Here is a 24,719-nt window from a genome sequence, read left to right as displayed (position 1 = left end):
TTAGCGTAGCGCCATCCGGCATTATTGGGGCTTAAGGCATTGCCGGCGGCGTGATCCCGAAATGGTTCCAGGCCCGTACCGTTGCCATTCTTCCGCGCGGCGTACGCTGCAGAAAACCTTGCTGAATCAGATACGGTTCCAGCACGTCCTCAATGGTTTCACGTTCTTCGCCGATTGCCGCCGCCAGGTTATCCAGTCCTACCGGACCACCGAAGAATTTATCGATAACCGCCAGCAGCAGCTTACGGTCCATATAATCGAAGCCTTCCGCATCCACATTGAGCATATCCAGTGCCTGGGCGGCGATATCCGCCGAGATGGTGCCGTCATGCTTCACTTCAGCAAAATCGCGTACCCGACGCAATAAACGGTTGGCAATACGCGGCGTACCACGTGCCCGCCGCGCCACTTCCAGCGCGCCTTCATCACTCATCTCCAGCCCCATAAAGCGGGCACTGCGTCCAACAATATGCTGCAGGTCAGCCACCTGATAGAACTCCAGGCGCTGCACAATCCCAAAGCGATCACGCAGTGGAGACGTTAACGACCCCGCGCGGGTTGTTGCGCCGATTAGCGTAAACGGCGGCAGATCGATTTTAATTGAACGCGCAGCCGGGCCTTCGCCAATCATGATATCCAGCTGATAGTCTTCCATTGCCGGATACAACACTTCTTCCACCACCGGTGACAGACGATGGATTTCATCGATAAACAACACATCGTGTGGTTCAAGGTTGGTGAGCATTGCCGCCAGGTCGCCTGCTTTTTCCAGCACCGGACCGGACGTAGTACGCAGATTAACGCCCATTTCATTGGCAACAATATTGGCAAGCGTGGTTTTACCGAGACCCGGAGGACCGAAAATCAGCAGATGGTCGAGCGCGTCACCGCGCAGCTTCGCCGCCTGGATAAAAATCTCCATTTGCGAACGCACCTGCGGCTGACCAATGTACTCTTCCAGCAATTTAGGGCGGATCGCACGATCCACCAGATCTTCAGGGGTCGTGCTGACAGCCGAAATCAGACGGTCTGCTTCAATCATCCTCTACCTCACAGCGCCGCGCGAAGCGCTTCACGAATCAGGGTTTCACTGCTGGCATCAGGGCGGGCAATTTTGCTCACCATGCGGCTGGCTTCCTGTGGTTTATAGCCCAACGCCACCAGCGCAGCAACCGCTTCCTGCTCGGCATCGTCCGTTGCCGGACTTGCCGGCGAGGTCAGGACCAGATCTGCCGCCGGGGTAAAGAGATCGCCATGCAGTCCTTTAAAACGGTCTTTCATTTCGACGATCAATCGCTCTGCCGTTTTCTTACCGATGCCCGGTAATTTCACCAGTGCGCCAAGCTCTTCGCGCTCAACGGCATTGACAAACTGCTGCGCAGACATACCGGAGAGGATCGCCAGCGCCAGCTTCGGCCCCACGCCGTTGGTTTTAATTAGTTCTTTAAACAGCGTGCGCTCTTGCTTATTGTTAAAGCCATACAGCAGCTGTGCGTCTTCGCGCACCACAAAATGCGTGAAGATGATCGCTTCCTGCCCGGCTTCCGGCAGCTCGTAGAAACAGGTCATCGGCATATGCACTTCATAGCCTACCCCGCCCGTTTCCAGAAGGACCAGTGGGGGTTGTTTTTCAAGAATGATGCCTCTGAGTCTGCCTATCACATGACGCTCCTGCGTTAAGGGCTAAAAGGTAATGCGCTATCATAAAAAAAGGCTGGATAGATATCCAGCCTCATTTGTCACTAACGTAACCTACCGCGCGCTAAATTCAACCTCGACTCACTCATTTGCATGGCGTTCTGGCTGACATGGCAGTGGGTAATGGCAATCGCCAGCGCATCCGCAGCATCCGCCTGAGGGTTAGCCGGGAGTTTGAGCAGCGTACGCACCATGTGTTGTACCTGGCTTTTTTCCGCGCTGCCGATACCGACGACGGTTTGTTTAACCTGTCGGGCAGCATACTCAAACACCGGAAGATCCTGATTGGTCGCAGCAACAATCGCCACGCCGCGCGCCTGCCCCAGCTTAAGCGCCGAATCGGCGTTTTTCGCCATAAAGACCTGCTCGATGGCAAAATAATCCGGCTGGAACTGGGTGATGATTTCCGTCACCCCCGCGTATATCAATTTCAGGCGTGACGGGAGATCGTCAACTTTGGTGCGAATACAGCCACTGCCGAGATAGGTCAACTGTCTGCCGACCTGACGGATTACGCCATAACCGGTAATGCGCGACCCCGGATCAATGCCGAGAATGATAGACATCACGCATCTCCTGTTATTTTATGGCTTAACCACATCATTCTAACGTAGCTGCAACCTCATCGGAGATTTCGCCGTTGTGGTAAACTTCCTGCACGTCATCGCAATCTTCCAGCATATCGATCAGACGCATCAGTTTCGGCGCTGTTTCTGCATCCATATCCGCTTTGGTGGATGGGATCATAGAAACTTCAGCCGCGTCCGCTTTCAGACCTGCCGCTTCCAGTGCATCACGAACTTTACCCATCTCTTCCCACGCGGTGTAAACGTCAATCGCGCCGTCGTCGAAGGTTACAACGTCTTCAGCACCGGCTTCCAGTGCCGCTTCCATGATGGCGTCTTCGTCGCCTTGTTCAAAGGAGATCACGCCTTTCTTGCTGAACAGGTATGCGACAGAACCGTCGGTACCGAGGTTGCCGCCTGTTTTAGTGAATGCGTGGCGCACTTCCGCAACGGTACGGTTACGGTTGTCAGACAGACATTCAATCATAACGGCTGTACCGCCAGGACCGTAACCTTCATAGATGATGGTTTCCATGTTGGAATCTTCATCACCACCCACACCGCGCGCGATTGCACGGTTCAGAGTGTCACGTGTCATGTTGTTTGCCAGCGCTTTATCAACCGCTGCGCGCAGACGCGGGTTAGCATCTGGATCGCCACCACCCAATTTAGCCGCCGTCACCAGCTCACGAATGATTTTGGTGAAGATCTTACCGCGCTTAGCATCCTGCGCTGCTTTACGATGTCTGGTGTTGGCCCATTTACTATGACCTGCCATAAATAATCTCTCCAAAAAGCGCGCCTTCTCAGGCGACGTTAATTACAAACTCTTCAATCGCCTGCCGGTTACTCCACGACTTGGTTAACTGTGCCGCCTCATGCGCATTAACCCAACGGTAGGTCAAATGTTCGGTGAACACGATCTCTCGTTCAGTGGGCAGTGCCAGGCAAAACCAGGACTCCGTATTACGTACAATTCCTGGCGCATAGCGATGACGTAAATGACTAAAAATCTCAAACTCCACCGTGCGCTGGCAGTCAATTAAGGTCAGTTGCTCACGCGCAACATCAATGGCGACCTCTTCCTTTACTTCGCGCAGGGCGGCTTGCGACGCGGTTTCACCTTCTTCAAGGCTGCCGGTGACCGACTGCCAAAAATCAGGATCGTCGCGTCGCTGTAACATCAGCACTCTCCCGGTGTCCTTTGCATAAATCACGACTAACACCGAGACAGGCTGTTTATATGCCATATCAGTTATTCTCGGCCTTCTTAACAACCTGAATGCTCAGTTCCGCCAGCGCAGCTTCATTGGCCAGGCTCGGCGCTTCAGTCATCAGACACGCGGCAGCCGTCGTTTTCGGGAAAGCAATAACGTCACGGATGTTATCAGTACCGGTCAGCAGCATGGTCAGACGATCCAGACCAAACGCCAGGCCCGCGTGCGGCGGTGTACCGTATTTTAACGCATCCAACAGGAAGCCGAATTTCTCGCGCTGCTCTTGTTCGTTGATACCCAGAATACCGAATACGGTCTGCTGCATATCACCGTTATGGATACGTACAGAACCGCCGCCTACTTCGTAGCCGTTGATAACCATATCGTACGCATTGGCAACCGCATCTTCCGGCGCAGCTTTCAGCTCAGCTGCCGTCATGTCTTTCGGCGAGGTGAACGGGTGGTGCATCGCGGTCAGACCGCCTTCACCATCGTCTTCAAACATTGGGAAGTCGATAACCCACAACGGCGCCCATTTGGATTCGTCGGTCAGGTTCAGGTCTTTACCCAGTTTCAGGCGCAGAGCCCCCATCGCGTCGGCAACCACTTTCTTGTTGTCGGCGCCGAAGAAGATCATATCACCGTCTTGCGCGCCAGTACGTTCCAGAATGGCTTCAATGATTTCAGCGTTCAGGAACTTGGCCACCGGGCTGGTTACCCCTTCCAGACCTTTCGCACGCTCGGTGACTTTAATGTATGCCAAACCTTTCGCGCCGTAGATCTTAATGAAGTTACCGTAATCGTCGATCTGCTTACGGCTAAGTGCAGCGCCGCCAGGTACGCGCAGAGCCGCTACACGCCCTTTCGGATCGTTAGCCGGACCAGAGAACACGGCGAATTCAACAGATTTCAGCAAATCAGCAACGTCCACCAGCTCCATCGGGTTACGCAGATCCGGCTTATCGGAACCGTAACGACGCTCAGCTTCAGCAAAGGTCATGATCGGGAAATCGCCCAGGTCCACACCTTTTACTTCCAGCCACAGATTACGCACCAGCGCTTCCATCACTTCACGCACTTGCGGTGCGGTCATGAAGGAGGTCTCAACATCGATCTGAGTAAATTCAGGCTGGCGGTCAGCACGTAAGTCTTCATCACGGAAGCATTTTACAATCTGGTAGTAGCGGTCGAAGCCAGACATCATCAGCAGCTGTTTGAACAACTGAGGAGACTGTGGCAGCGCGTAGAATTTACCTTTATGTACGCGAGACGGTACCAGGTAGTCACGCGCACCTTCTGGCGTCGCTTTCGTCAGCATCGGCGTTTCGATGTCGAGGAAGCCATGGTCGTCCATGAAACGACGCACCAGGCTGGTAATTTTGGCACGCGTTTTCAGGCGCTGCGCCATTTCAGGGCGACGCAGATCGAGGTAGCGGTACTTCAGACGAGCTTCTTCAGTATTTACGTGGTTAGAGTCGAGCGGCAGTGAATCTGAACGGTTGATAATGACCAGATCGGAGGCCAGCACTTCAATTTCGCCAGTCGCCATATCAGCGTTGACGTTTTTCGCGTCACGCGCACGCACGGTGCCCGTTACCTGAATGCAGAACTCATTACGCAGTTCGGAGGCCAGCTTTAACGCGTCCGCACGGTCCGGATCGAAAAATACCTGCACGATACCTTCGCGGTCGCGCATATCGATAAAGATCAGGCTACCAAGATCACGACGACGGTTGACCCAACCACACAGAGTCACCTGCTGCCCCTCGTGGGACAGACGTAGCTGTCCGCAATATTCTGTACGCATGAGATATCCCTTAACTTTGCCGCAGGCGGATTGTCATCTGCCCGGCAGATGACGAAGTCGCAGCTTTAGCTGAATGTCACAACTGAATGAAAAAAGGCGGCTATTATACTGGAAATTCTGCCGCACGATAAGAGCCTACTGGGATAGACTCTCAGTCCGGTACTGACTGTACGCGTGTTTCCTAAGCGGGTATTGCGTAATCTCACAAAAAATAACAAAAATTGTCGCCCCTTTCACACAGATTCGCGATTAAGGTGTAACGGAAATCTTTTTTTACTGGAGTCACCATGCTGGAACTGAACGCAAAAACAACCGCTCTTGTCGTCATCGATCTACAGGAAGGGATCCTGCCTTTCGCGGGTGGGCCTCATTCGGCAAACGACGTCGTCGCCAGCGCGGCACAACTGGCGGAAAAATTCCGTACTAACGGTTCACCAGTGGTGATGGTTCGCGTCGGCTGGTCTGCGGATTATGCCGACGCGCTAAAACAACCGGTTGATGCCCAAGCGCCAGCCAAAGCATTACCCGACAACTGGTGGGAATACCCGCAAGCGCTGGGAAAGTGTGCGACAGACCTGGAGGTCACCAAGCGCCAGTGGGGAGCATTCTACGGTACTGACCTGGAACTGCAATTGCGCCGTCGTGGTATCGACACCATCGTCCTTTGCGGGATCTCCACCAATATCGGCGTCGAATCCACCGCGCGTAACGCCTGGGAGTTGGGTTTTAATCTGATCATTGCAGAAAATGCCTGTAGCGCCGCCAGCACTGAGCAACATCAGGGCAGCATGACGCACATATTCCCGCGCATTGCCCGCGTACGCCGCGTGGACGAGATCCTGCAAGCGTTATGATCTATATCGGCTTACCCCAGTGGTCGCACCCAAAGTGGGTGCGTCTGGGGATCACCAGTCTGGAAGAATATGCCCGCCACTTTAACTGCGTGGAAGGCAACACCACGCTGTACGCACTGCCAAAAGCCGAGATTGTTGCGCGCTGGCATGCACAGACCACCGATGCGTTTCGATTTTGTTTTAAGTTTCCGGCCACCATTTCACATCAGGCTGCGCTGCGTAATTGTGATGACCTGGTACAGGAATTTTTCGCGCGCATGTCGCCACTGGATGCCCGTATCGGACAATACTGGTTGCAGCTACCTGCCACGTTCGGCCCGCGTGACCTCCCTGCCCTGTGGCAATTCCTCGATGCCCTCCCTAAAACGTTTACCTACGGTGTCGAGGTTCGTCATCCGGATTTCTTTGCGAAAGGTGAATCAGAGATCCGGCTCAATCGGGGTCTGCATGAACGCGGAATTAATCGGGTCATTTTAGACAGCCGTCCGGTCCATGCCGCGATCCCACACACGGAAGCGATACGCGATGCTCAACGTAAGAAACCTAAGGTCCCGGTGCATGCGGTGGTGACGGCAACCCACCCGATGGTCCGTTTTATCGGTAGCGATGATATGGCTCAGAACCGGGCATTTTTCGCCGCCTGGCTGGCAAAGTTGCCACTCTGGCAACAGACCAGCACGCCATACCTGTTTTTGCACACGCCGGATATCGCACAGGCTCCTGAGCTGGTAGACACGCTATGGGCAGATTTACGTAGTGCCCTGCCAGAGATCGGATCAGCACCGTCGATTCCACAGCAATCTTCTCTTTTCTGAAAATGCCACCTATCATAGTCAATGCCAGCAGCCATTTTAAAAGGGAGTTTGTATGGTAAGCGCGCTTTATGCCGTCCTGGGTGCGTTATTGTTAATAAAGTTCTCCTTTGACGTCGTTCGCCTGCGCATGCAATATCGCGTTGCCTATGGTGATGGCGGCTTTAGTGAGCTGCAAAGCGCTATCCGCATTCACGGTAATGCGGTGGAATATATTCCCGTTGCATTAGTGCTGCTGTTATTTATGGAAATGAACGGCGCAGAAACGTGGATGGTGCATCTTTGCGGGCTGATGTTGATTGCCGGGCGACTGATGCATTATTACGGATTCCACTACCGTCTTTTCCGCTGGCGCCGTTCCGGCATGAGCGCCACCTGGTGTTCACTGTTGCTAATGGTGCTGGCGAATCTTTGGTATATGCCCTGGGAGTTGGTTTTCTCCCTGCATTAGCGCACAATACGCCACTTTATTTTTCCCGGATTTTTACGTTATGTCTCACCGCGACACGCTTTTTTCTGCGCCTATCGCCAGTCTGGGTGACTGGACCTTTGATGAACGGGTAGCTGAAGTCTTCCCGGATATGATCCAGCGTTCCGTTCCTGGTTATTCCAATATCATTTCGATGATTGGCATGCTGGCCGAACGTTTCGTGCAACCCAACACGCAGGTCTACGATCTGGGCTGTTCTCTGGGCGCGGCGACGCTCTCGGTACGTCGCAATATCCATCATGAGAATTGCAAAATTATTGCCGTCGATAACTCCCCGGCCATGGTTGAGCGCTGTCGTCGTCATATCGATGCCTATAAAGCCCCCACGCCTGTTGACGTGGTCGAAGGCGATATTCGCAACATAACTATCGAAAACGCCTCGATGGTGGTGCTGAATTTTACCCTGCAATTCCTTGAACCACCTGAGCGCCAGGCATTGTTGGATAAGATTTATCAGGGGTTAAACCCCGGCGGTGCGCTGGTGCTGTCTGAAAAATTCAGTTTCGAAGACGCTAACGTTGGCGAGCTGCTGTTCAACATGCACCACGACTTCAAACGGGCCAATGGCTACAGCGAACTGGAAATCAGCCAGAAGCGCAGCATGCTGGAGAACGTGATGCTGACCGACTCGGTCGAAACGCATAAAGCGCGACTGCATCAGGCCGGCTTTGAGCACAGCGAATTATGGTTCCAGTGCTTCAACTTTGGCTCTCTGGTGGCATTGAAAGCTGAGGCTAGCGCATGATCGACTTTGGTAACTTTTATCAGCTGATTGCCAAAAATCATCTTTCCCATTGGCTGGAAACGCTGCCAGCGCAAATCGCGACCTGGCAGCGCGATCAACACGGCTTGTTTAAGCAGTGGTCGAATGCCGTGGAGTTTCTGCCGGAACTGACGCCACATCGTCTGGATTTACTGCATAGCGTGACTGCCGAAAGCGAGGAGCCGCTCAGCGAAGGACAGATCAAACGGATTGATACGCTGATGCGTCATCTCATGCCGTGGCGCAAAGGTCCATATTCGCTGTACGGCGTCAATATTGATACCGAATGGCGTTCCGACTGGAAGTGGGATCGCGTTCTGCCGCATTTGTCTGACCTCACCGGACGTACCATTCTTGATGTTGGCTGCGGCAGCGGATACCACATGTGGCGCATGATTGGCGCGGGGGCGCATCTAGCGGTTGGCATTGATCCTACGCAGCTGTTCCTGTGTCAGTTTGAAGCGGTACGTAAACTGCTGGGTAACGATCAGCGCGCGCATCTGCTGCCGCTGGGTATTGAGCAGCTTCCGGCGCTCAACGCCTTTGATACCGTATTCTCTATGGGCGTGCTTTATCACCGCCGCTCACCGCTGGAACATCTCTGGCAGTTGAAAGATCAACTGGTAAAAGACGGAGAGCTGGTGCTGGAAACGCTGGTGGTCGAAGGTGATGAAAATACCGTTCTGGTACCAGGCGATCGCTACGCGCAAATGCGTAACGTCTACTTTATTCCATCCGCACTGGCGCTTAAAAACTGGCTGGAAAAATGCGGATTTGTCGATGTTCGTATCGCCGACGTGTGTGTGACCACTACCGAAGAACAACGTCGCACCGAATGGATGATAACCGAATCGCTGGCCGACTTCCTTGACCCGAACGACCACAGCAAGACGGTGGAAGGCTACCCCGCCCCACTGCGCGCGGTATTGATTGCACGTAAACCGTAATGGATTGCCGGAGCACCGTTTCTCCAAAATAGTTCAAGTTGCAGCAAGGCGGCAACGCAGCAAATCCCCGGGAGCGTAGATAACTACGTGACCGGGGTGAGCAAGGCGGCCAACGCTGCTGCGGCTTGAAATATGAAGGAGAAAAAAAGGCCCCTGTTGAATTGGCAGGGGCCTGGTACGAGCAAGCATCATATTGGGCGACATGATGCAACGGTAAAAATCAGCTGGCCTGGTGGTGCGCAATGATTGCCTTCATTTCAGCAACCGCCGCCCCGTCAACCGCATAGCGGGAATATTCATCCGCCTGCGTATCCGAAGACATCGACAACCCCGAATTGCGATACCGCATGGGTGAAGCCAGCCATACTCCGGCAGAACTGTGGACTTCCTGCACTCCAGCGTTGAGGAACAGGGATAAATTCGCGGCGCGAACCCCCGCTCCGGCCATAATGATTGGAGCATCCACCTGCTCAATAAGTTCCATTATTTTTGTTAAACCTTGCGCTGCATCTGATTTTTGCCCGGAAGTTAGTACTCTGGCGACGCCTAAATCGGACAATTTATTCAGCGCATTTAATGGGTTGGCGCACATATCGAAGGCCCGATGAAACGTGACATTTAGCGGGCCCGCAGCAACCATTATTTTTTCCATACGTGGCATATCGACATTCCCGTCCACATCGAGAATGCCGGTCACCAGCCCTGAAAAACCTAAATCTCTGACCATCGCGATATCATCAAGCATCGCGGCAAATTCACCGTCGGTGTAACAAAAATCGCCCCCACGCGGACGGATAATGGGATTAACGGGAATAGAGACGTGCTGGCGTACAGAGCGCAACACCCCCAGCGACGGCGTTAAGCCTCCTTCTTTGGGCGCCGAGCACAGTTCAATACGATCCGCGCCGTTTTGCTGCGCCGTGCGCGCGCACTCCATGCTGTAACAGCAGATTTCCAGCAATGTCATATTTACTCCTGTTGCTCGCTTGCGACAATCGCTTCAATTGACCACGGATGAAATTTGAGGGTGACGCTGCCATCACTGACCGCCAGTGTCGGATTCGGTAAACGCTCACGCTCTCCTTTTGGCGAGCTGGTTTTCACGAAAATCCCCGGCTGACTCAATCCTTCATCAGAAAGCAGCGCCAGCGCTCGCGCATTCAACGTCTCCACGTCACCCGGCAGAACTATTTCAACATGCTCCCAGCCTTCATGTGGATAGCGTTTTTCGCCCGGCCATGGCAGCTCTACGATGGTAAATTGCCAGTGTTGCACACAAACGGGTTCATCAAGCTTGAACAGGCAAATCGGTCGGCCATTAATGATATTTTCTGACAACAGTTCGCCACACTGTTCAAATCCCCGACGCCAGCGCTCTGCGGTGGTATTTTGATGACAGCGCAGAGAAATGTGATCGGCTTCAAGCGATGAGACATCCAGCCCAAGGCGAGTGGAAAGATCCGTTAACGCCTGAATGAAATGCGGTAAATCTGCGGAAATATCATGCAGTTCTGCAACTGTTTGCCAGTTCGCCATAATGAAAGCTCATATCCATGTTCAAAGCGGCTAATTTACCCTGTTGCGCAGCCCCAACCAACTGCTGATTTTCTTAAGCGCGATATGAATAATTATACGTAATAACAATGTTTATATTTCAGGCTGCTGGCGGTACTCGCAATGCTGACGGCAACGGGCATTTGCAGTATACTCCCGCCCTTAATTCTTAAACTGGTGCGGTCAATTTTAAGCCGCTTCATAAATGTAAGGTATTCCGGTGAATATTCAGGCTCTTCTCTCAGAAAAAGTCAGTCAGGCCATGATTGCTGCAGGCGCGCCTGCAGATTGCGAACCGCAGGTTCGTCAGTCAGCAAAAGTACAGTTCGGCGACTATCAGGCTAACGGCATGATGGCTGTCGCGAAAAAACTGGGTATGGCGCCGCGACAACTGGCTGAGCAGGTGCTGACTCATCTGGATCTCAACGGGATCGCCAGCAAAGTTGAAATTGCGGGCCCGGGCTTTATTAACATTTTTCTCGATCCGGCATTTCTGGCGCAGCATGTTCAGCAGGCGCTGACCTCCGATCGTCTGGGCGTTACCCAACCGGCTAAACAAACCGTTGTGGTTGACTACTCCGCACCTAACGTCGCGAAAGAAATGCACGTGGGTCACCTGCGCTCCACCATCATCGGCGACGCTGCGGTACGTACGCTGGAGTTCCTTGGTCACAATGTTATCCGCGCTAACCACGTCGGCGACTGGGGCACTCAGTTCGGTATGCTCATCGCATGGCTGGAAAAACAGCAGCAGGAAAATGCCGGTGAGATGGCGCTGGCCGATCTGGAAGGTTTCTACCGTGATGCGAAAAAACATTACGACGAAGATGAAGCCTTCGCCGAGCGCGCCCGTAGCTATGTGGTGAAACTGCAGGGCGGCGACGAATATTTCCGCGAGATGTGGCGCAAACTGGTCGACATCACTATGTCGCAGAACCAGTTAACCTATGACCGTCTGAACGTGACTCTGACCCGTGACGACGTGATGGGCGAAAGCCTGTACAACCCGATGCTGCCGGGCATTGTGGCCGATCTCAAAGCGAAAGGTCTGGCTGTTGAAAGCGAAGGCGCTACCGTCGTATTCCTTGATGAGTATAAGAACAAGGAAGGCGAACCGATGGGCGTTATCATTCAGAAGAAAGATGGCGGCTATCTCTACACCACGACCGATATCGCCTGTGCGAAGTATCGTTACGAAACGCTGCACGCCGACCGCGTCCTCTATTACATCGACTCCCGTCAGCATCAGCATTTAATGCAGGCCTGGACCATCGTGCGTAAAGCCGGTTATGTGCCGGACTCCGTACCGCTGGAACACCATATGTTCGGCATGATGCTGGGTAAAGACGGTAAGCCGTTCAAAACGCGTGCGGGCGGCACGGTAAAACTGGCCGATCTGCTGGATGAAGCGCTGGAGCGCGCACGTCGTCTGGTGGCCGAGAAGAACCCGGACATGCCTGCTGATGAGCTGGAAAAACTGGCGAATGCCGTTGGTATCGGCGCGGTGAAATATGCGGATCTGTCGAAAAACCGTACCACCGACTATATCTTCGACTGGGACAACATGCTGGCGTTCGAAGGCAATACCGCGCCGTACATGCAGTATGCTTATACCCGCGTACTGTCCGTATTCCGTAAAGCGGATATCGACGAAAGCGCGCTGGCAAATGCGCAGGTGATTATTAACGAAGATCGCGAAGCTCAGTTGGCCGCCCGCCTGCTACAGTTTGAAGAAACGCTGACCGTTGTTGCACGTGAAGGTACACCGCACGTGATGTGCGCTTATCTGTACGACGTTGCCGGCCTGTTCTCTGGCTTCTACGAACACTGCCCGATCCTCAGCGCTGAAAACGAAGAAATTCGTAACAGCCGCCTGAAACTGGCACAGCTGACGGCGAAAACCCTGAAGCTGGGTCTGGATACGCTGGGTATCGAAACCGTAGAACGCATGTAATCACCTCGAGTGATGTGAAAGCCTGCGCTATGTCGCGGGCTTTTTTATTTTCCCGAATGACCTCCCTCGTAGGCCTGATAAGCGAAGCGCCATCAGGCGGTCAGGCGCACCTTGCCGGATGGCGGCATAAACGCCTTATCCGGCACGACTACGTTCACTGTAATTTGTAACAACTCACAAGGAATGACACATTTCCGTAGAGGGATGGAACATTTTTTGCCTGTCATCCCGTTTACTCCTCCGTATCATTAGGCGGCGAATTAATCGGGTACGGGTCAATGACATTCAGAGATTTTGAGGCGGAAGAAAAACTTTTCCAGCGGCGTGTAATGGTGGCCTTTGGCCTGGTCGTCATCTGTTTTGGCATCCTGATTTATAACCTCTACAACTTACAAATCCGTCAACACCAGTATTACACCACCCGATCGGATGCAAACGACATCAAAATGCTGCCCGTCGCCCCAACGCGCGGTATCATTTATGATCGCAACGGTATCCCGCTGGTACGAAATGTCACCTGGTACGACATTTCTGTTACGCCTTATAAAATCAGCGATATGGACGCCCTGCTGAAACAACTCACGCCGATTGTTGACCTCACGCCAGATGATATTGACCAGTTTCGCCATGAACTGAAGGCCAGTAGCCGCTATCGGCCGGTAGTACTTAAAAATGCGCTGACCGATGTAGAAATTGCCCGTTTTTCTGTGAACCAGTTCCATTTCAGCGGCGTGACCATCAATAGCTACGAAGATCGCCAGTATCCTTATGGGGCGGCACTGGCACATGTACTTGGCTACGTATCAAAAATCAACGATAGCGATCTGAAAGCACTGGATAAAAAAGGACTGGCAGAGAACTACGCCGCCGATCACAACATCGGTAAACAGGGCATTGAGCACTACTACGAGAATGATCTGCACGGCAAAACGGGTTATCAGGAAGTGGAAGTTGATAATCACGGGCGTATTGTACGTTTGATTAAAGACGTTCCCCCTGTCGCCGGCAAAGATATCCATCTGACGCTGGATTTACACTTGCAGGAATACATTGAAAGCCTGCTGGTGGGCCAACGCGCCGCGGTGTTGGTGGAAGATCCCCATGATGGCTCCGTGCTGGCAATGGTCTCAAACCCCAGCTACGATCCGAACCCGTTTGTCAAAGGCATCAGCTACCAGGATTACAACACGCTGTTGCAGGATAAAGACCTGCCATTAATTAACCGCGTCACCCAAGGGTTATATCCTCCTGCCTCAACGGTAAAACCGTACATGGCGATGTCAGCGTTACTGGACGGCGTGATCACGCCGCAGACCAGCTTCTTCGGCGCGCCCACCTGGACGCTCCCCGGCACCGAGCGACATTACCGGGACTGGAAGAAAACCGGCCACGGTATGCTGGATGTCACCAAAGCGATTGAAGAGTCTGCCGACACGTTCTTTTATCAGGTGGCGTATATGATGGGAATTGACCGCATTAACAGCATGCTTAGCCAGTTTGGCTACGGCAAACCGACCGGCATCGATCTTGATGAAGAGTACAACGGCCTGCTGCCAAGCCGCGACTGGAAACAACGGGTGCATAAAAAAGCCTGGTACCAGGGAGATACCATTTCGGTCGGCATCGGCCAGGGCTACTGGATTGCCACGCCAATTCAGATGGTAAAAGCGATGGTCGCACTGATTAACAACGGGAAAGTTATTGCCCCTCACCTGCTACAGGATGAAGAAAGCGGCAAATCAATCACTCACTATCAGGCACCGGAGGCACCCACACAAATTGCTTCTGCTTCATCACCCTATTGGGGACTGGTGCGTCAGGCGATGTTCGGCATGGCGAATGCACCAAACGGTACCGGGTATAAATTTTTCCATACGGCACCTTATGGCATCGCAGCCAAAAGTGGGACATCACAGGTCTTTAGTCTGAAAGAAAACCAGACTTACAATGCGAAGATGATCCCCATACGACTGCGTGACCATGTGTTCTATACCGCATTTGCGCCGTATAAGAATCCAAAAGTCGCCATCGCATTGATTCTGGAAAACGGCGGCAGCGACGGGGTTACCGCCGCGCCAGTCATGCGTCAAATCATGGACCATCTGTTTGCGCCGCAGGACAACAGCGGGCAACCCGATGCCGCAGAACAACCAGGCCCGGTCAGCACGGCGTCAGCGAACGACACGATTAATAGTATTTACGCAAGTATTCGGTAAGGCACAGCATTGCCATTGCCTGCCCGTAAGGCATAGAGGTGAGTGGGATGTTGTGGTAGAAATCGAGATCGTGCCCCATGCCGGTGCCAAACGAGGTTTGTAGCAACTCCCCTTCAGGGGAAATGTGTTGCACAATACCTCTGATAGCTTTCTCCGCCACCCCCGCATATTCCTGCCCGACATAGCGTTTACGCACCGCTTTGAGAATACCGTAAGCGAATCCAGCCGTTGCGGAGGCTTCCAGATATGACTGAGGATCGTCCAGTAAGGTGTGCCACAACCCGCTCTCATCCTGACATTCCGCCAGAGCTGCAATTTGCGCATTGAGAACCTGCACCAGATAACGGTGAACGGCACTGTTTGCCGGCAAATCGATAAGCTCAAGGAAGTCCGGGATCACCATCGTAAGCCAACTATTACCACGCGCCCAACGGGCGTTTGCGAAGTTATGCCGCCCCACATAGCTCCAGCCGTGGAACCACAGCCCCGTTTTCTTATCCATCAGATTTTGTACATGCAGCAGAAACTGATATGTGGCCTCTTCGATATACTCTGGACGATTGAGCAACTTGCCAATTTTCGCCAGCGGCAGCACCGTCATCATCAGCGTGTCATCCCACATCTGTTGATGATTTTCTTCTGCCAGCGTGATGTGTTGCATACCGCCAAACTCGGTGCGGGGCATATCATGCATTGCCCACTCCGCCCAGTTGTCGAGCCACGGCAGGTACGCCGGATTACGCGTTTCTTCATAACGATATGCCAGCGTTAAAAACGGGGCCATGGTGTTAACGTTTTTGGTTGTTGCGCCTTCCGCAAAGCGTTCGGTAAACCAGCTGTCGATGATATCGCGCATCGTTGCATCGCCAGTTTGCTGATAATACTGATACATTCCGTATAGGCCAACGCCGTGCGTCCACTCCCATCCGGCCCAGCCTTTGGTATCAATAACACGTCCGTCATCCAGCCGCAGCAAGAACTCGCCCGTTTCATCATGAATATTGACCAGGTTATGCGTCACCTTTTTAATGAGCGTTTTTAATTCATCCCTGGCAATAAAATGTTCTGGTTGACGCAACAATGGACTGTGTTTAACCGGGTAAACAATCATTTCCTTAACCTCTGTCAGTGTCGAATTCAATGCTGCGCCCTGTTCCAGTTTCGGCGCGGCAGGTTTATTACGATTCGGATAACCCTGTGTGTTGTTACCCTAAAGTGCTTCGTAAACATTGGGTATCATTACCGGGCCACAGTAAAAGCTAACCGCAGGGGAAACCTTTTTGTTTCTGCCAGGGGTTTTTGCGAAATGGCAATAGCACAAAGAGTCCGATAACACAGGTCACTGATTTTATAAAACAGCGTTTCTTTTTAATCGGGATGGTTGATCAGAACTGCGAGGTGGCCAGCAGTTTCGCCTGCTGGCCGACGTAAAGAAGGGAATTAACGGTAGTTCACAATCACCTGATTGCTCTGAACCTGCAAGGCAGGGAGCAGGCGACCGCCACCAGGCACTTCCCAGACGAAGTGCATTGGTTCAATTGCAGGGACATTATTAAAGCCATTGGTGGTACCGCTTTGTCCATCCAGTTCGACACAACGGGATTGAGAGCATAAGCGCACACGTAACCCCGCAGGCGTAGGACCATTTAATTCATAGCGCCAGGCGACCAGCGTCATCAGACCGGAAACGGGCTGGCTGGGAACCAAAGGCGAAGATGAAGCCGACTCCCCACGATAATTTAAGGTAATCCCCATACCACTTGCCTGCCATGTCCCTTCCCCGGCGGCCTGTACCGCCAGTGGAAAAAGCAACAGCCAAAGAAATTTACGCATTATTTACCTCCAATGGTCGCGGTCATACGGATATGGCGGTTATCGGAAAGCTCCATATTCGACAACACCACCAACTGCGGAATACTGCGGCGTAAAAAACGCGCAAGGAGAGGTCGCAGCGCATGATTCACCAGCAATACTGGCGGCGCACCCAACATTTCCTGACGCGACAGTGCTTCCTGCGTCTGTGCCAGCAACCGGTCTGCCAGACCAGGTTCAAGGCCCCCACCGCCCTGTAACGCCTGCAACAACAGACGCTCAAGCGGTGTATCAAGTCCGATAACCTGAACTTCCTCGTTACCCGGGAACCACTGCTGAGTAATCGCCCGTCCAAGCGCCACACGCACCACTGCGGTAAGTTCATGCGGATCATTCTGTAACGGGGCATGTTCCGCCAACGTTTCAAGAATGGTGCGCATATCACGAATAGGGACTTTTTCATCCAACAGGTTCTGCAGCACTTTGTGCAGTGTGGTCAGTGTGACCACACCCGGCACCAGATCTTCTGTCAGTTTTGGCATTTCTTGTGAAACTCGATCCAATAACTGTTGCGCCTCCTGGCGACCAAAAAGCTCTGCGGCAAACTGGCCAATCAGATGGTTCAGATGTGTGGCAACGACCGTACTGGCTTCGACAACGGTGAAGCCCTGAATTTGCGCCTGCTCTTTTAGCGCGCTTTCAATCCAGATAGCATCCAGACCAAAAGCAGGATCAACTGTTTTCTCCCCTGGCAGCGATCCGGCCGCGGTACCTGGGTTGATAGCCAGCCAGCGCCCAGGGTAAGCATCACCACTACCAATCTCGACCCCTTTCATCAGAATACGATAGCGGGCAGGTTGCAGATCCATATTGTCGCGAATGTGTACCACTGGCGGCAGGAACCCCATATCCTGGGCAAATTTCTTACGAATGCTGCGAATACGCCCCAGCAATTCGCCGTCCTGTTGGAAGTCCACCATCGGAATCAGGCGATACCCGACCTCCATTCCCAGCGTGTCTTCCAACTGAACATCACTCCACGTAGCTTCCACCACCGAGTTGTTTTCCGGCATTTTCACCGGCTGAGCTTCTTCTGGCGCTTTTTGCTCGCGTCCGCGCATCCACCAAGCCAGCCCCAGCAATGCCGCGGTAAACATCAGAAACACCAGGTTTGGCATTCCCGGTACCAGCCCCAGTAAACCGAGGACCGCCGCACTAAGCAGCATAACGCTTGGGTTGCTGAACAACTGGGTGACCATCTGCTCACCCACGTCCTGATCGGTACTCACGCGGGTTACGATAACCCCCGCCGCCGTTGAGATAACCAACGCAGGGATCTGGGCTACCAGCCCGTCACCGATGGTCAGCAGGGTATAGCTTTCTGCCGCACTGCCCATGCTCATACCGTGCTGCAACACCCCAACCAGCAAACCGCCCACCACGTTGATGACCATAATCAGAATACCGGCGATGGCATCCCCACGAACAAATTTACTCGCACCGTCCATGGAGCCGTAAAAATCGGCTTCCTGTGTCACTTCAGAACGGCGTTTTTTGGCTTCATCTTCACCAATCAATCCCGCATTCAGATCGGCGTCAATCGCCATCTGTTTACCCGGCATCCCGTCCAGCACGAAGCGCGCACCCACTTCCGCGATACGTCCCGCACCTTTGGTGATAACCATAAAGTTAATGATGACGAGAATGACGAAGACCACGATACCGATAGCAAAGTTACCGCCGACCAGGAAGTGACCAAAGGCTTCCACCACCTTACCTGCCGCCGCGGCACCGGTATGTCCTTCCATCAAAATGATACGCGTTGACGCGACGTTCAGTGCCAGGCGCAACAAAGTGGTGAACAGCAGAATCGTTGGGAATGCGGCGAATTCAAGCGTGCGCTGAGTGAACATCGCCACCAACAGCACCATGATCGACAGCGCAATGTTAAAGGTGAACAGTAAATCGAGGATGAAGGCCGGAAGCGGCAACACCATCATCGACAGGATCAGCAGAATGAGGATCGGCCCGGCAAGAATTTGCCATTGCGTGGATTTCAGGTTGCCGGGCAGACGCAGCATCGCGACCAGATTAGCCATCAGTATTCTTCTCGTTCATAAAATCCAGTGCTTCAGGCACCGGAAGGTTTCCAGGTTGTGGTGGCGGTGTGCCGCCAGCCAGACGCCAGCGTTTTAGCTGCCATACCCATGCCAACACTTCGGCAACGGCGGCATACAATTGGCCAGGTATTTGCTGACCGATCTCAGCATGGCGATATAACGCACGCGCCAGCGGCGGAGCTTCTAACGTTGGGACACGGTGCTCCGCGCCAATCTCTCGAATACGCAATGCCACCAGCCCGGCCCCTTTAGCCACAACTTTTGGCGCGCTCATTTTGTTTTCGTCGTACTGCAAGGCAACCGAATAGTGCGTAGGGTTGGTCACAATAACATCAGCCTTCGGCACATCCGCCATCATGCGGCGCTGCGCGGCCGCACGCTGCATCTGGCGAATTTTGCCTTTAACGTGCGGGTCACCTTCGCTTTCTTTAAATTCGTCACGGATATCCTGACGCGACATCCGCAGTTTTTTCACGTGGCTATAAATCTGGAAAAAGACGTCAAACCCCACCATCGGGATGACGCCAAGCACCACCAGTAATGCGCACATACCGACTAAATCCAGCGCATTACCCATCGCCGTAATCGGGGATTCGGCCATCAGGCGCATCATCTCCGGCCAGTTGTGCCAGAGATAGAAGCCCGCTACGCTACCCACCAACGTGGATTTTAATATGGCTTTGAGCAGCTCCGCCCCGGTTTGCGCCGAGAACATACGCTTAATACCTGGTAACGGATTCAGCTTTGAGAATTTGGGTTGCAGCGATTTACCACTGAAGATCAAGCCGCCAAGCATCACCGGGGAGATCAATGCCACCAGCACAACCCCGGTAATCAGCGGCAACAACGCAATCATGGCGTCTTTAATCAACAAAATGATTTGACTCAGGATCAAGTTTGGGTCGTTGACCATACTGTGGTCAAAACGTAATCCGGCCGACAGCATACCGGCCAGTCTGCGGGCGAGTGACTCCCCACCAATCCAGATGATGCACACGCCCACCAGCAAAATAAGCAGTGAGGTTAGCTCCTTGGATCGGGGTATCTGCCCTTCTTCCCGTGCTTTTTCAAGTCGGTGGGGTGTGGGGGCTTCTGTTTTGTCGTCGTCGCTTTCTTCTGCCACGCATCAGACCCTGGATAGAGATATAGGCGTGAATGATGCCAGAACAGCCATGCAACAATGGGAAGAGTAAGCGGTAAAAAAGACGGGATTTATGGCTTTAACGCCAATTGCCGATGAATAACATGTAAGCCGGATGAGAAGTTTCCTTCCGCATCCGGCAAATACACATCAGAAACCGAGGCTATCCAGCAGGTCGTCGACCTGATCCTGGCTAGCCACTACGCCGGCTTTAGAAGTGTCAACCTGCGGACCGTTCAGCAAGCTTTCGTTCTCGCGTTTAGGACGAGCGCCCTGTTCCGGAATGTTTTCCAGCAGCACCATCAGCAGTTGACGCTCAATCTCCTGGATAACATCCATCATGCGCTTGATAACCTGACCGGTGAGATCCTGGAAATCCTGCGCCATCATGATGTCCAGCAATTGGGCATTGGTAAAGCTGGTATGACCGGGGACATCACCAAGGAACTGGCGGGTATCAGTGACCAGTTCACGGGCATCGGACAGTTCAATCGGATTTTCGAACCATTCATCCCAGCGTTTGGTCAGGTCTTTTGCCCCTTTTTCCATGGCATCCTGATGCGGCTGTGAAGCTTCTACGCTGTTCAGCGCACGCTCTGCCGCCTGTGCAGTCATTTGTACAACGTAGTCCAGGCGATCGCGCGCGTCAGGAATGGCTTCCGCCGCTTCGGCAATGGCCTGATCCAGCCCCAGTTCACGCAGGCTGTCGCGCAGCATTCGGGTCAAACTACCGATGCGCGCAATGATGTCCCCTGCCGAGTGTTCGTCAACAGGTTTAATTTGTGGTTGCATCATCATCACATCCTCACATGCCCAGTTTCTCAAAGATCTTATTGAGTTTTTCTTCCAGCGTCGCCGCGGTGAACGGTTTTACAACATAACCACTGGCACCCGCTTGTGCTGCCGCAATAATGTTTTCTTTCTTCGCTTCTGCCGTCACCATCAGCACCGGCAGGGCAGACATACTGCCGTCAGCACGAATGGTTTTCAGCAGTTCAAGACCGTCCATGTTAGGCATGTTCCAGTCGGAAATCACAAATCCGAATCCCCCTGCCTGCAGTTTGTTCAACGCGTCTACGCCATCTTCAGCTTCTTCAACGTTGTTAAAACCCAGTTCTTTCAGCAGGTTACGCACAATGCGACGCATGGTGGAAAAGTCATCCACAACCAAAAACCTAAGCTCTTTATCCGCCATAAAAATAAACTCCTGATTCAAATACGTATTGCCTGTCCGGCACTGATTTTCGCCAGCATTTGCTGGCTTACCTGGCTAAGATCGACCACTTCGCTTACGCCACCCATATTGATGGCCTCGCGCGGCATGCCGAACACCACACAACTTGCTTCGTTTTGCGCGATGGTCCAGGCGCCAGCCTGGTTCATCGCTAACATTCCGGCGGCCCCATCGTTGCCCATACCTGTCAGGATCACCCCGACGGCATTGCGCCCCGCATGTTTCGCCACCGAATGGAACAGCACATCCACTGAAGGCCGATGCCGGTTAACCGGCGGGCCATCATGAATTTTGATCTGGTAGTTCGCCCCGCTACGCGCCAGTTCCATATGCTTGTCGCCAGGCGCGATATACGCATGCCCAGGAAGCACACGTTCTCCGTCTTCAGCCTCTTTCACGGTTATCTGACACAGTTTGTTCAGACGTTCGGCGAACGAACGGGTAAATCCTGGCGGCATATGCTGGGTAATAAGAATACCGGGACTTGAAAGCGGCAATGGCTGGAGTACATGACGAATTGCCTCTGTTCCTCCGGTTGATGCGCCGATAACCAGCAGTTTTTCCGAACTGAGTAACGGTCCTGCTTTCAAGGTCGCTGGCGCTGCCGTGGGTTTGTGGGCGGCCAGTTTTGCGCGCGATGCAGTGCGGATTTTCTCCGCAATCATCTCGCTATACGCCAGCATTCCTTCGCGGATCCCCAACTGAGGTTTGGTGACAAAGTCAATTGCCCCCAACTCCAGGGCCCGCAGCGTGACCTCAGACCCTTTGCCAGTCAGTGAAGAGACCATCACCACGGGCATCGGACGCAGACGCATCAACTTTTCAAGAAAATCGAGGCCGTCCATGCGCGGCATTTCAACATCCAGCGTCAGAACGTCGGGATTAAATTTTTTGATGAGATCCCGCGCAACCAAAGGATCAGGTGCCGTCGCAACCATCTCCATATCGCTGTGGCTGTTAATAATCTCGGTCATGATTTGACGCATCAATGCAGAATCATCAACCGACAATACCCTGATTTTACTCATGCTTTATCCTTACCTAGCGCATACACCGTCTGCCCGCGCAGGCTAAACTCGCGCACGAGGTTGCTAAAGTTTTCTGAATGACCTGCAAACAGCAGTCCGTCAGGTTTAAGGAGTGGAACAAAACGGTGCAAAATGTCCTGCTGAGTCGTTTTGTCAAAATAGATCATGACGTTACGACAGAATATGGCGTCGAACGGGCCTGGCACGTTGTATTTTTTGTCCAGTAAATTCACGCTGGAAAACTCAACATGGCTTGCCAGTTCCTGCCGTACGCGCACCAGCCCTTCATGAGGCCCGGTACCACGCATGAAATAACGTTGCAGCTGTTGTGGCGACAACGTCTTTAGCTCGTCAAGACGGTAAATACCGCTTCTTGCCTTTTCCAACACCTCAGTATCAATGTCGCTCGCAAAAACACGCCAGCGACCCGGCGCCATACCCAGGGTATCGGCCAGCGTAATCGCAATACTGTAAGGTTCTTCTCCGGTAGACGCTGCCGCGCTCCAGACGCGATATTCACCGCTGTGTCGACGGGCGTGGTCAGACAGCACAGGAAAGTGATGCCCTTCGCGAAAAAAAGCGGTCAGATTGGTGGTCAGGGAGTTAATAAAAGCCTGCCACTCAGCACTGTTCTGGTTGGCTTCCAGCATACTGAGATAGCGACCAAAATCATCCAGTCCCAGGGTACGCAACCGGCGAACCAGGCGGTTATAGACCATGTCCCGCTTGTGGTCGGCCAGCACGATCCCCGCGCGCTGGTAGATTAATTGACATATCCGACGAAAATGCGCGTCAGACAGCGCGAGGCGCTGTGTCATCTGTAACAATAATGACGTTTGCCCGGAGGGCAGAGATGATGTCATAGCGCCTTCTCAATCACATTCAGGATACAACGGGCACAACCTGCGGCTGCGCCAATTCTTGTTGTGTTACGGTTTGTTCTTCAATTTTAAAAAACGCGACACAGGCGGAAAGATTATCTGCCTGGGTAGCTAACTGCTCAGTGGCGGCTGCCGCTTCTTCCACCAGCCCGGCGTTCTGCTGTGTGACAGAATCCATCTGGCTGACGGCTTGCGCCACCTGCTCAATGCCTTTGCGTTGTTCATCGGAGGCCGAGGCAATCTCCCCCATGATGTCGTTAACCCGGGTAACCGAGCTAACAATCTCTGTCATCGTGCGCGCCGCCATATCCACCAGCTGCGATCCCTGGTGAACGCGGGTGACGGACTCTTCGATCAGTCCTTTAATTTCTTTCGCTGCCTGTGCGCTACGGCTTGCCAGATTGCGAACCTCTCCGGCGACCACGGCGAAACCGCGCCCCTGCTCACCGGCACGGGCAGCTTCCACCGCGGCGTTTAACGCCAGGATGTTGGTCTGGAAGGCGATGCTGTCAATCACACTGGTGATGTCACCTATCTTCTGCGAGCTGGCAGAAATCTCATGCATAGTGCTGGCAACCTTAGCCGTCTGTTCCCCTCCTTTATGCGCCGTGTCAGCCGCACTTTTGGCAATGCCTGAGGCTTGTCGCGCGTTATCCGCATTTTGCCCCACGGTGGCGGTAAGCTGTTCCATACTGGCTGCCGTTTGCGCCAGCGATGCCGCCTGCTGTTCAGTTCGCGAGGACAGGTCGTTATTACCCATCGCGATTTCCGAGATCCCGGTATGCATTGCCGAGCTCCCCTGGCGTACCTCACTGACCGTCTCACGCAGTGCCTGTTGCATCGCTTTCAGGCTGGCAAAAATGGCTGAAATCTCATTGCGCCCATATACCGCTATCGGTCGCGCCAGATTACCCGCCGCAATGCTGTCGAAATGGCTACCGATGATCGCCAGCGGCTGTACAATCATTTTGCGCGACCAGTACAGCGCTGCGGTCGTTAATAGCGCCGCCAGTACCAGCATGGTGGCGAAAATCACCCCGGACATATGGTAACTACGCTGGCTGTGATCCTCTGCTTTTTGCAATACCTGGTTGATGTTGTTTTGCCACGCCGTAAAGTTTGCATCAAAGGCATCCTGTGAAGCCTGTACCGGGGCGGTCAAAAAATCTGACAGCTGATTATTTTCCAGCCAGGTTGCCTGGTGAACCAGATCGCTATGCCATTGACTGAAGCTTTTCTCGGTTGCGCTTTGCAGCGCCTTCCCCTCTTCTGCCGTCTCTGTCGTCGCCATAAAGCGTTTAAATATCGATTCGGACTGGGCCAGGCTGTCCTGTGCAATCGTCATCAGCGCTTTGATATCCTCTGGCGGATAGCTCAGCGCCGTCAGCGTGCCTGCTTTATTAAGTGCAGTACTGGCCTGTAATAACACAGCGCGGGTTTGCGCCAGCGCAGCGCGTTGCTGATTACTCTGTTCGACCTGGTTCAGGTTCTGAAAACCATCCCGAAATGCCCAGAAGGACAAGCCATTACTGCCAATCTGCAAAACGCCGCAGAGGATTAAAATCAAAAACAGCGTGGTCGAAATTCGCATACGATTAAACATCAACGCTCCCATCAGGCGGCGC

The 24,719-nt window shown here is 53.2% G+C and carries 24 protein-coding genes; 7 read left to right on the top strand and 17 right to left on the bottom strand.

The features are described from left to right. Positions 1–31: 31 nt before the first annotated feature. The 6 genes from ruvB to aspS form a co-directional block, all read right to left on the bottom strand. The gene (gene ruvB / locus HV041_RS06645; RefSeq protein ID WP_048211369.1) at positions 32–1,042 is read right to left on the bottom strand and encodes a Holliday junction branch migration DNA helicase RuvB; all 1,011 of its coding nucleotides are present in this window, start codon (positions 1,040–1,042) and stop codon (positions 32–34) included. A gap of 8 nt (positions 1,043–1,050) precedes the next feature. Next, on the bottom strand, positions 1,051–1,662 hold the full coding sequence (ruvA, locus tag HV041_RS06640) for a Holliday junction branch migration protein RuvA (RefSeq protein WP_016153412.1): 612 nt from the start codon (positions 1,660–1,662) through the stop codon (positions 1,051–1,053). Positions 1,663–1,742: 80 nt separating this feature from the next. Then, positions 1,743–2,264 (bottom strand): crossover junction endodeoxyribonuclease RuvC, encoded by a 522-nt coding sequence (gene ruvC / locus HV041_RS06635; RefSeq protein WP_003034867.1) that lies wholly within the window; start codon positions 2,262–2,264, stop codon positions 1,743–1,745. Between the two features lie 34 nt (positions 2,265–2,298). Beyond that, complete coding sequence (locus HV041_RS06630) at positions 2,299–3,042, bottom strand: YebC/PmpR family DNA-binding transcriptional regulator (RefSeq protein ID WP_003833836.1); 744 nt, start codon at positions 3,040–3,042, stop codon at positions 2,299–2,301. 28 nt (positions 3,043–3,070) lie between these two features. After that, the gene (gene nudB, locus HV041_RS06625; RefSeq protein ID WP_040232398.1) at positions 3,071–3,514 is read right to left on the bottom strand and encodes a dihydroneopterin triphosphate diphosphatase; all 444 of its coding nucleotides are present in this window, start codon (positions 3,512–3,514) and stop codon (positions 3,071–3,073) included. Position 3,515: 1 nt separating this feature from the next. Continuing rightward, positions 3,516–5,288, bottom strand: a complete 1,773-nt coding sequence (aspS, locus tag HV041_RS06620; protein WP_061068079.1) for an aspartate--tRNA ligase — start codon at positions 5,286–5,288, stop codon at positions 3,516–3,518. A 287-nt stretch (positions 5,289–5,575) separates the two neighbouring features. Here aspS and HV041_RS06615 point away from each other — a divergent pair, with 287 nt between their 5' ends. From HV041_RS06615 to cmoB, 5 genes are read left to right on the top strand one after another with little or no spacing between them, the layout of a single operon-like run. Beyond that, positions 5,576–6,142: a hydrolase gene (locus HV041_RS06615; RefSeq protein ID WP_182294111.1), complete on the top strand. Its 567-nt coding sequence runs from the start codon at positions 5,576–5,578 to the stop codon at positions 6,140–6,142. Continuing rightward, the gene (locus HV041_RS06610; RefSeq protein WP_048211365.1) at positions 6,139–6,957 is read left to right on the top strand and encodes a DUF72 domain-containing protein; all 819 of its coding nucleotides are present in this window, start codon (positions 6,139–6,141) and stop codon (positions 6,955–6,957) included. The genes HV041_RS06615 and HV041_RS06610 overlap by 4 nt, the downstream gene beginning before the upstream one ends. A 52-nt stretch (positions 6,958–7,009) precedes the next feature. Then, the gene (locus tag HV041_RS06605; protein WP_121584750.1) at positions 7,010–7,405 is read left to right on the top strand and encodes an MAPEG family protein; all 396 of its coding nucleotides are present in this window, start codon (positions 7,010–7,012) and stop codon (positions 7,403–7,405) included. A 40-nt stretch (positions 7,406–7,445) separates the two neighbouring features. Next, entirely contained in the window at positions 7,446–8,189 is a 744-nt protein-coding gene (cmoA, locus tag HV041_RS06600) for a carboxy-S-adenosyl-L-methionine synthase CmoA (RefSeq protein WP_121584751.1), read from the top strand. Beyond that, on the top strand, positions 8,186–9,154 hold the full coding sequence (gene cmoB, locus HV041_RS06595) for a tRNA 5-methoxyuridine(34)/uridine 5-oxyacetic acid(34) synthase CmoB (protein WP_048211363.1): 969 nt from the start codon (positions 8,186–8,188) through the stop codon (positions 9,152–9,154). The genes cmoA and cmoB overlap by 4 nt, the downstream gene beginning before the upstream one ends. Before the next feature lie 220 nt (positions 9,155–9,374). Here cmoB and cutC read toward each other — a convergent pair whose 3' ends face one another. Further along, a complete protein-coding gene (gene cutC, locus HV041_RS06590) occupies positions 9,375–10,121 on the bottom strand; it encodes a copper homeostasis protein CutC (RefSeq protein WP_048211362.1) in 747 nt (248 codons plus the stop codon). A 2-nt stretch (positions 10,122–10,123) separates the two neighbouring features. Beyond that, a complete protein-coding gene (locus tag HV041_RS06585) occupies positions 10,124–10,690 on the bottom strand; it encodes a VOC family protein (protein ID WP_048211361.1) in 567 nt (188 codons plus the stop codon). Between the two features lie 238 nt (positions 10,691–10,928). Between HV041_RS06585 and argS the strand changes: the two genes are divergently transcribed. Continuing rightward, positions 10,929–12,662 carry an arginine--tRNA ligase gene (gene argS / locus HV041_RS06580; RefSeq protein ID WP_101742217.1) on the top strand — a complete coding sequence of 578 codons (1,734 nt, stop codon included), beginning with the start codon at positions 10,929–10,931 and terminating at the stop codon, positions 12,660–12,662. A 278-nt stretch (positions 12,663–12,940) separates the two neighbouring features. Continuing rightward, the gene (gene mrdA / locus HV041_RS06575) at positions 12,941–14,878 is read left to right on the top strand and encodes a penicillin-binding protein 2 (RefSeq protein ID WP_121584752.1); all 1,938 of its coding nucleotides are present in this window, start codon (positions 12,941–12,943) and stop codon (positions 14,876–14,878) included. Here the strand turns inward: mrdA and HV041_RS06570 are convergent. From HV041_RS06570 to tap, 9 genes are all read right to left on the bottom strand, one after another. Further along, complete coding sequence (locus HV041_RS06570) at positions 14,850–15,989, bottom strand: glycoside hydrolase family 105 protein (RefSeq protein WP_121584753.1); 1,140 nt, start codon at positions 15,987–15,989, stop codon at positions 14,850–14,852. The two genes, mrdA and HV041_RS06570, sit on opposite strands and share 29 nt — an antisense overlap. Before the next feature lie 329 nt (positions 15,990–16,318). After that, the gene (gene flhe, locus HV041_RS06565; protein WP_121584754.1) at positions 16,319–16,711 is read right to left on the bottom strand and encodes a flagellar protein FlhE; all 393 of its coding nucleotides are present in this window, start codon (positions 16,709–16,711) and stop codon (positions 16,319–16,321) included. Beyond that, positions 16,711–18,789 carry a flagellar biosynthesis protein FlhA gene (flhA, locus tag HV041_RS06560; protein WP_048211356.1) on the bottom strand — a complete coding sequence of 693 codons (2,079 nt, stop codon included), beginning with the start codon at positions 18,787–18,789 and terminating at the stop codon, positions 16,711–16,713. The genes flhe and flhA overlap by 1 nt, the downstream gene beginning before the upstream one ends. Further along, positions 18,782–19,933 (bottom strand): flagellar biosynthesis protein FlhB, encoded by a 1,152-nt coding sequence (gene flhB, locus HV041_RS06555; RefSeq protein ID WP_061068085.1) that lies wholly within the window; start codon positions 19,931–19,933, stop codon positions 18,782–18,784. The genes flhA and flhB overlap by 8 nt, the downstream gene beginning before the upstream one ends. 168 nt (positions 19,934–20,101) lie before the next feature. Next, on the bottom strand, positions 20,102–20,746 hold the full coding sequence (gene cheZ, locus HV041_RS06550) for a protein phosphatase CheZ (protein ID WP_040232409.1): 645 nt from the start codon (positions 20,744–20,746) through the stop codon (positions 20,102–20,104). A 10-nt stretch (positions 20,747–20,756) separates the two neighbouring features. Further along, entirely contained in the window at positions 20,757–21,146 is a 390-nt protein-coding gene (gene cheY / locus HV041_RS06545) for a chemotaxis response regulator CheY (protein ID WP_005127682.1), read from the bottom strand. A 17-nt stretch (positions 21,147–21,163) separates the two neighbouring features. After that, positions 21,164–22,213 carry a chemotaxis response regulator protein-glutamate methylesterase gene (locus tag HV041_RS06540; RefSeq protein ID WP_005127683.1) on the bottom strand — a complete coding sequence of 350 codons (1,050 nt, stop codon included), beginning with the start codon at positions 22,211–22,213 and terminating at the stop codon, positions 21,164–21,166. Continuing rightward, positions 22,210–23,076 (bottom strand): protein-glutamate O-methyltransferase CheR, encoded by an 867-nt coding sequence (cheR, locus tag HV041_RS06535; protein WP_048211354.1) that lies wholly within the window; start codon positions 23,074–23,076, stop codon positions 22,210–22,212. Before cheR ends, HV041_RS06540 begins: the two co-directional genes overlap by 4 nt. Positions 23,077–23,095: 19 nt before the next feature. Continuing rightward, entirely contained in the window at positions 23,096–24,697 is a 1,602-nt protein-coding gene (tap, locus tag HV041_RS06530) for a methyl-accepting chemotaxis protein IV (RefSeq protein WP_040232411.1), read from the bottom strand. Between the last annotated feature and the right edge of the window lie 22 nt (positions 24,698–24,719).

Origin of the sequence: Citrobacter sp. RHBSTW-00029, from assembly GCF_014104295.1 — a bacterium.
Taxonomy (GTDB): Bacteria; Pseudomonadota; Gammaproteobacteria; order Enterobacterales; family Enterobacteriaceae; genus Citrobacter; species Citrobacter youngae.
Note: the sequence above shows the minus strand (reverse complement) of the source record. Positions and strands in the feature narration are given on the sequence as shown.

Coding starts and splice junctions, on each gene's coding strand:
- ruvB (WP_048211369.1), bottom strand. CDS start 1,042: ATGATTGAAGCAGACCGTCTGATTTCGGCTGTCAGCACGACCCCTGAA.
- ruvC (WP_003034867.1), bottom strand. CDS start 2,264: ATGTCTATCATTCTCGGCATTGATCCGGGGTCGCGCATTACCGGTTAT.
- HV041_RS06630 (WP_003833836.1), bottom strand. CDS start 3,042: ATGGCAGGTCATAGTAAATGGGCCAACACCAGACATCGTAAAGCAGCG.
- nudB (WP_040232398.1), bottom strand. CDS start 3,514: ATGGCATATAAACAGCCTGTCTCGGTGTTAGTCGTGATTTATGCAAAG.
- aspS (WP_061068079.1), bottom strand. CDS start 5,288: ATGCGTACAGAATATTGCGGACAGCTACGTCTGTCCCACGAGGGGCAG.
- HV041_RS06615 (WP_182294111.1), top strand. CDS start 5,576: ATGCTGGAACTGAACGCAAAAACAACCGCTCTTGTCGTCATCGATCTA.
- HV041_RS06610 (WP_048211365.1), top strand. CDS start 6,139: ATGATCTATATCGGCTTACCCCAGTGGTCGCACCCAAAGTGGGTGCGT.
- HV041_RS06605 (WP_121584750.1), top strand. CDS start 7,010: ATGGTAAGCGCGCTTTATGCCGTCCTGGGTGCGTTATTGTTAATAAAG.
- cmoA (WP_121584751.1), top strand. CDS start 7,446: ATGTCTCACCGCGACACGCTTTTTTCTGCGCCTATCGCCAGTCTGGGT.
- cmoB (WP_048211363.1), top strand. CDS start 8,186: ATGATCGACTTTGGTAACTTTTATCAGCTGATTGCCAAAAATCATCTT.
- cutC (WP_048211362.1), bottom strand. CDS start 10,121: ATGACATTGCTGGAAATCTGCTGTTACAGCATGGAGTGCGCGCGCACG.
- HV041_RS06585 (WP_048211361.1), bottom strand. CDS start 10,690: ATGGCGAACTGGCAAACAGTTGCAGAACTGCATGATATTTCCGCAGAT.
- mrdA (WP_121584752.1), top strand. CDS start 12,941: ATGACATTCAGAGATTTTGAGGCGGAAGAAAAACTTTTCCAGCGGCGT.
- HV041_RS06570 (WP_121584753.1), bottom strand. CDS start 15,989: ATGATTGTTTACCCGGTTAAACACAGTCCATTGTTGCGTCAACCAGAA.
- flhe (WP_121584754.1), bottom strand. CDS start 16,711: ATGCGTAAATTTCTTTGGCTGTTGCTTTTTCCACTGGCGGTACAGGCC.
- flhA (WP_048211356.1), bottom strand. CDS start 18,789: ATGGCTAATCTGGTCGCGATGCTGCGTCTGCCCGGCAACCTGAAATCC.
- cheZ (WP_040232409.1), bottom strand. CDS start 20,746: ATGATGCAACCACAAATTAAACCTGTTGACGAACACTCGGCAGGGGAC.
- cheY (WP_005127682.1), bottom strand. CDS start 21,146: ATGGCGGATAAAGAGCTTAGGTTTTTGGTTGTGGATGACTTTTCCACC.
- HV041_RS06540 (WP_005127683.1), bottom strand. CDS start 22,213: ATGAGTAAAATCAGGGTATTGTCGGTTGATGATTCTGCATTGATGCGT.
- cheR (WP_048211354.1), bottom strand. CDS start 23,076: ATGACATCATCTCTGCCCTCCGGGCAAACGTCATTATTGTTACAGATG.
- tap (WP_040232411.1), bottom strand. CDS start 24,697: ATGTTTAATCGTATGCGAATTTCGACCACGCTGTTTTTGATTTTAATC.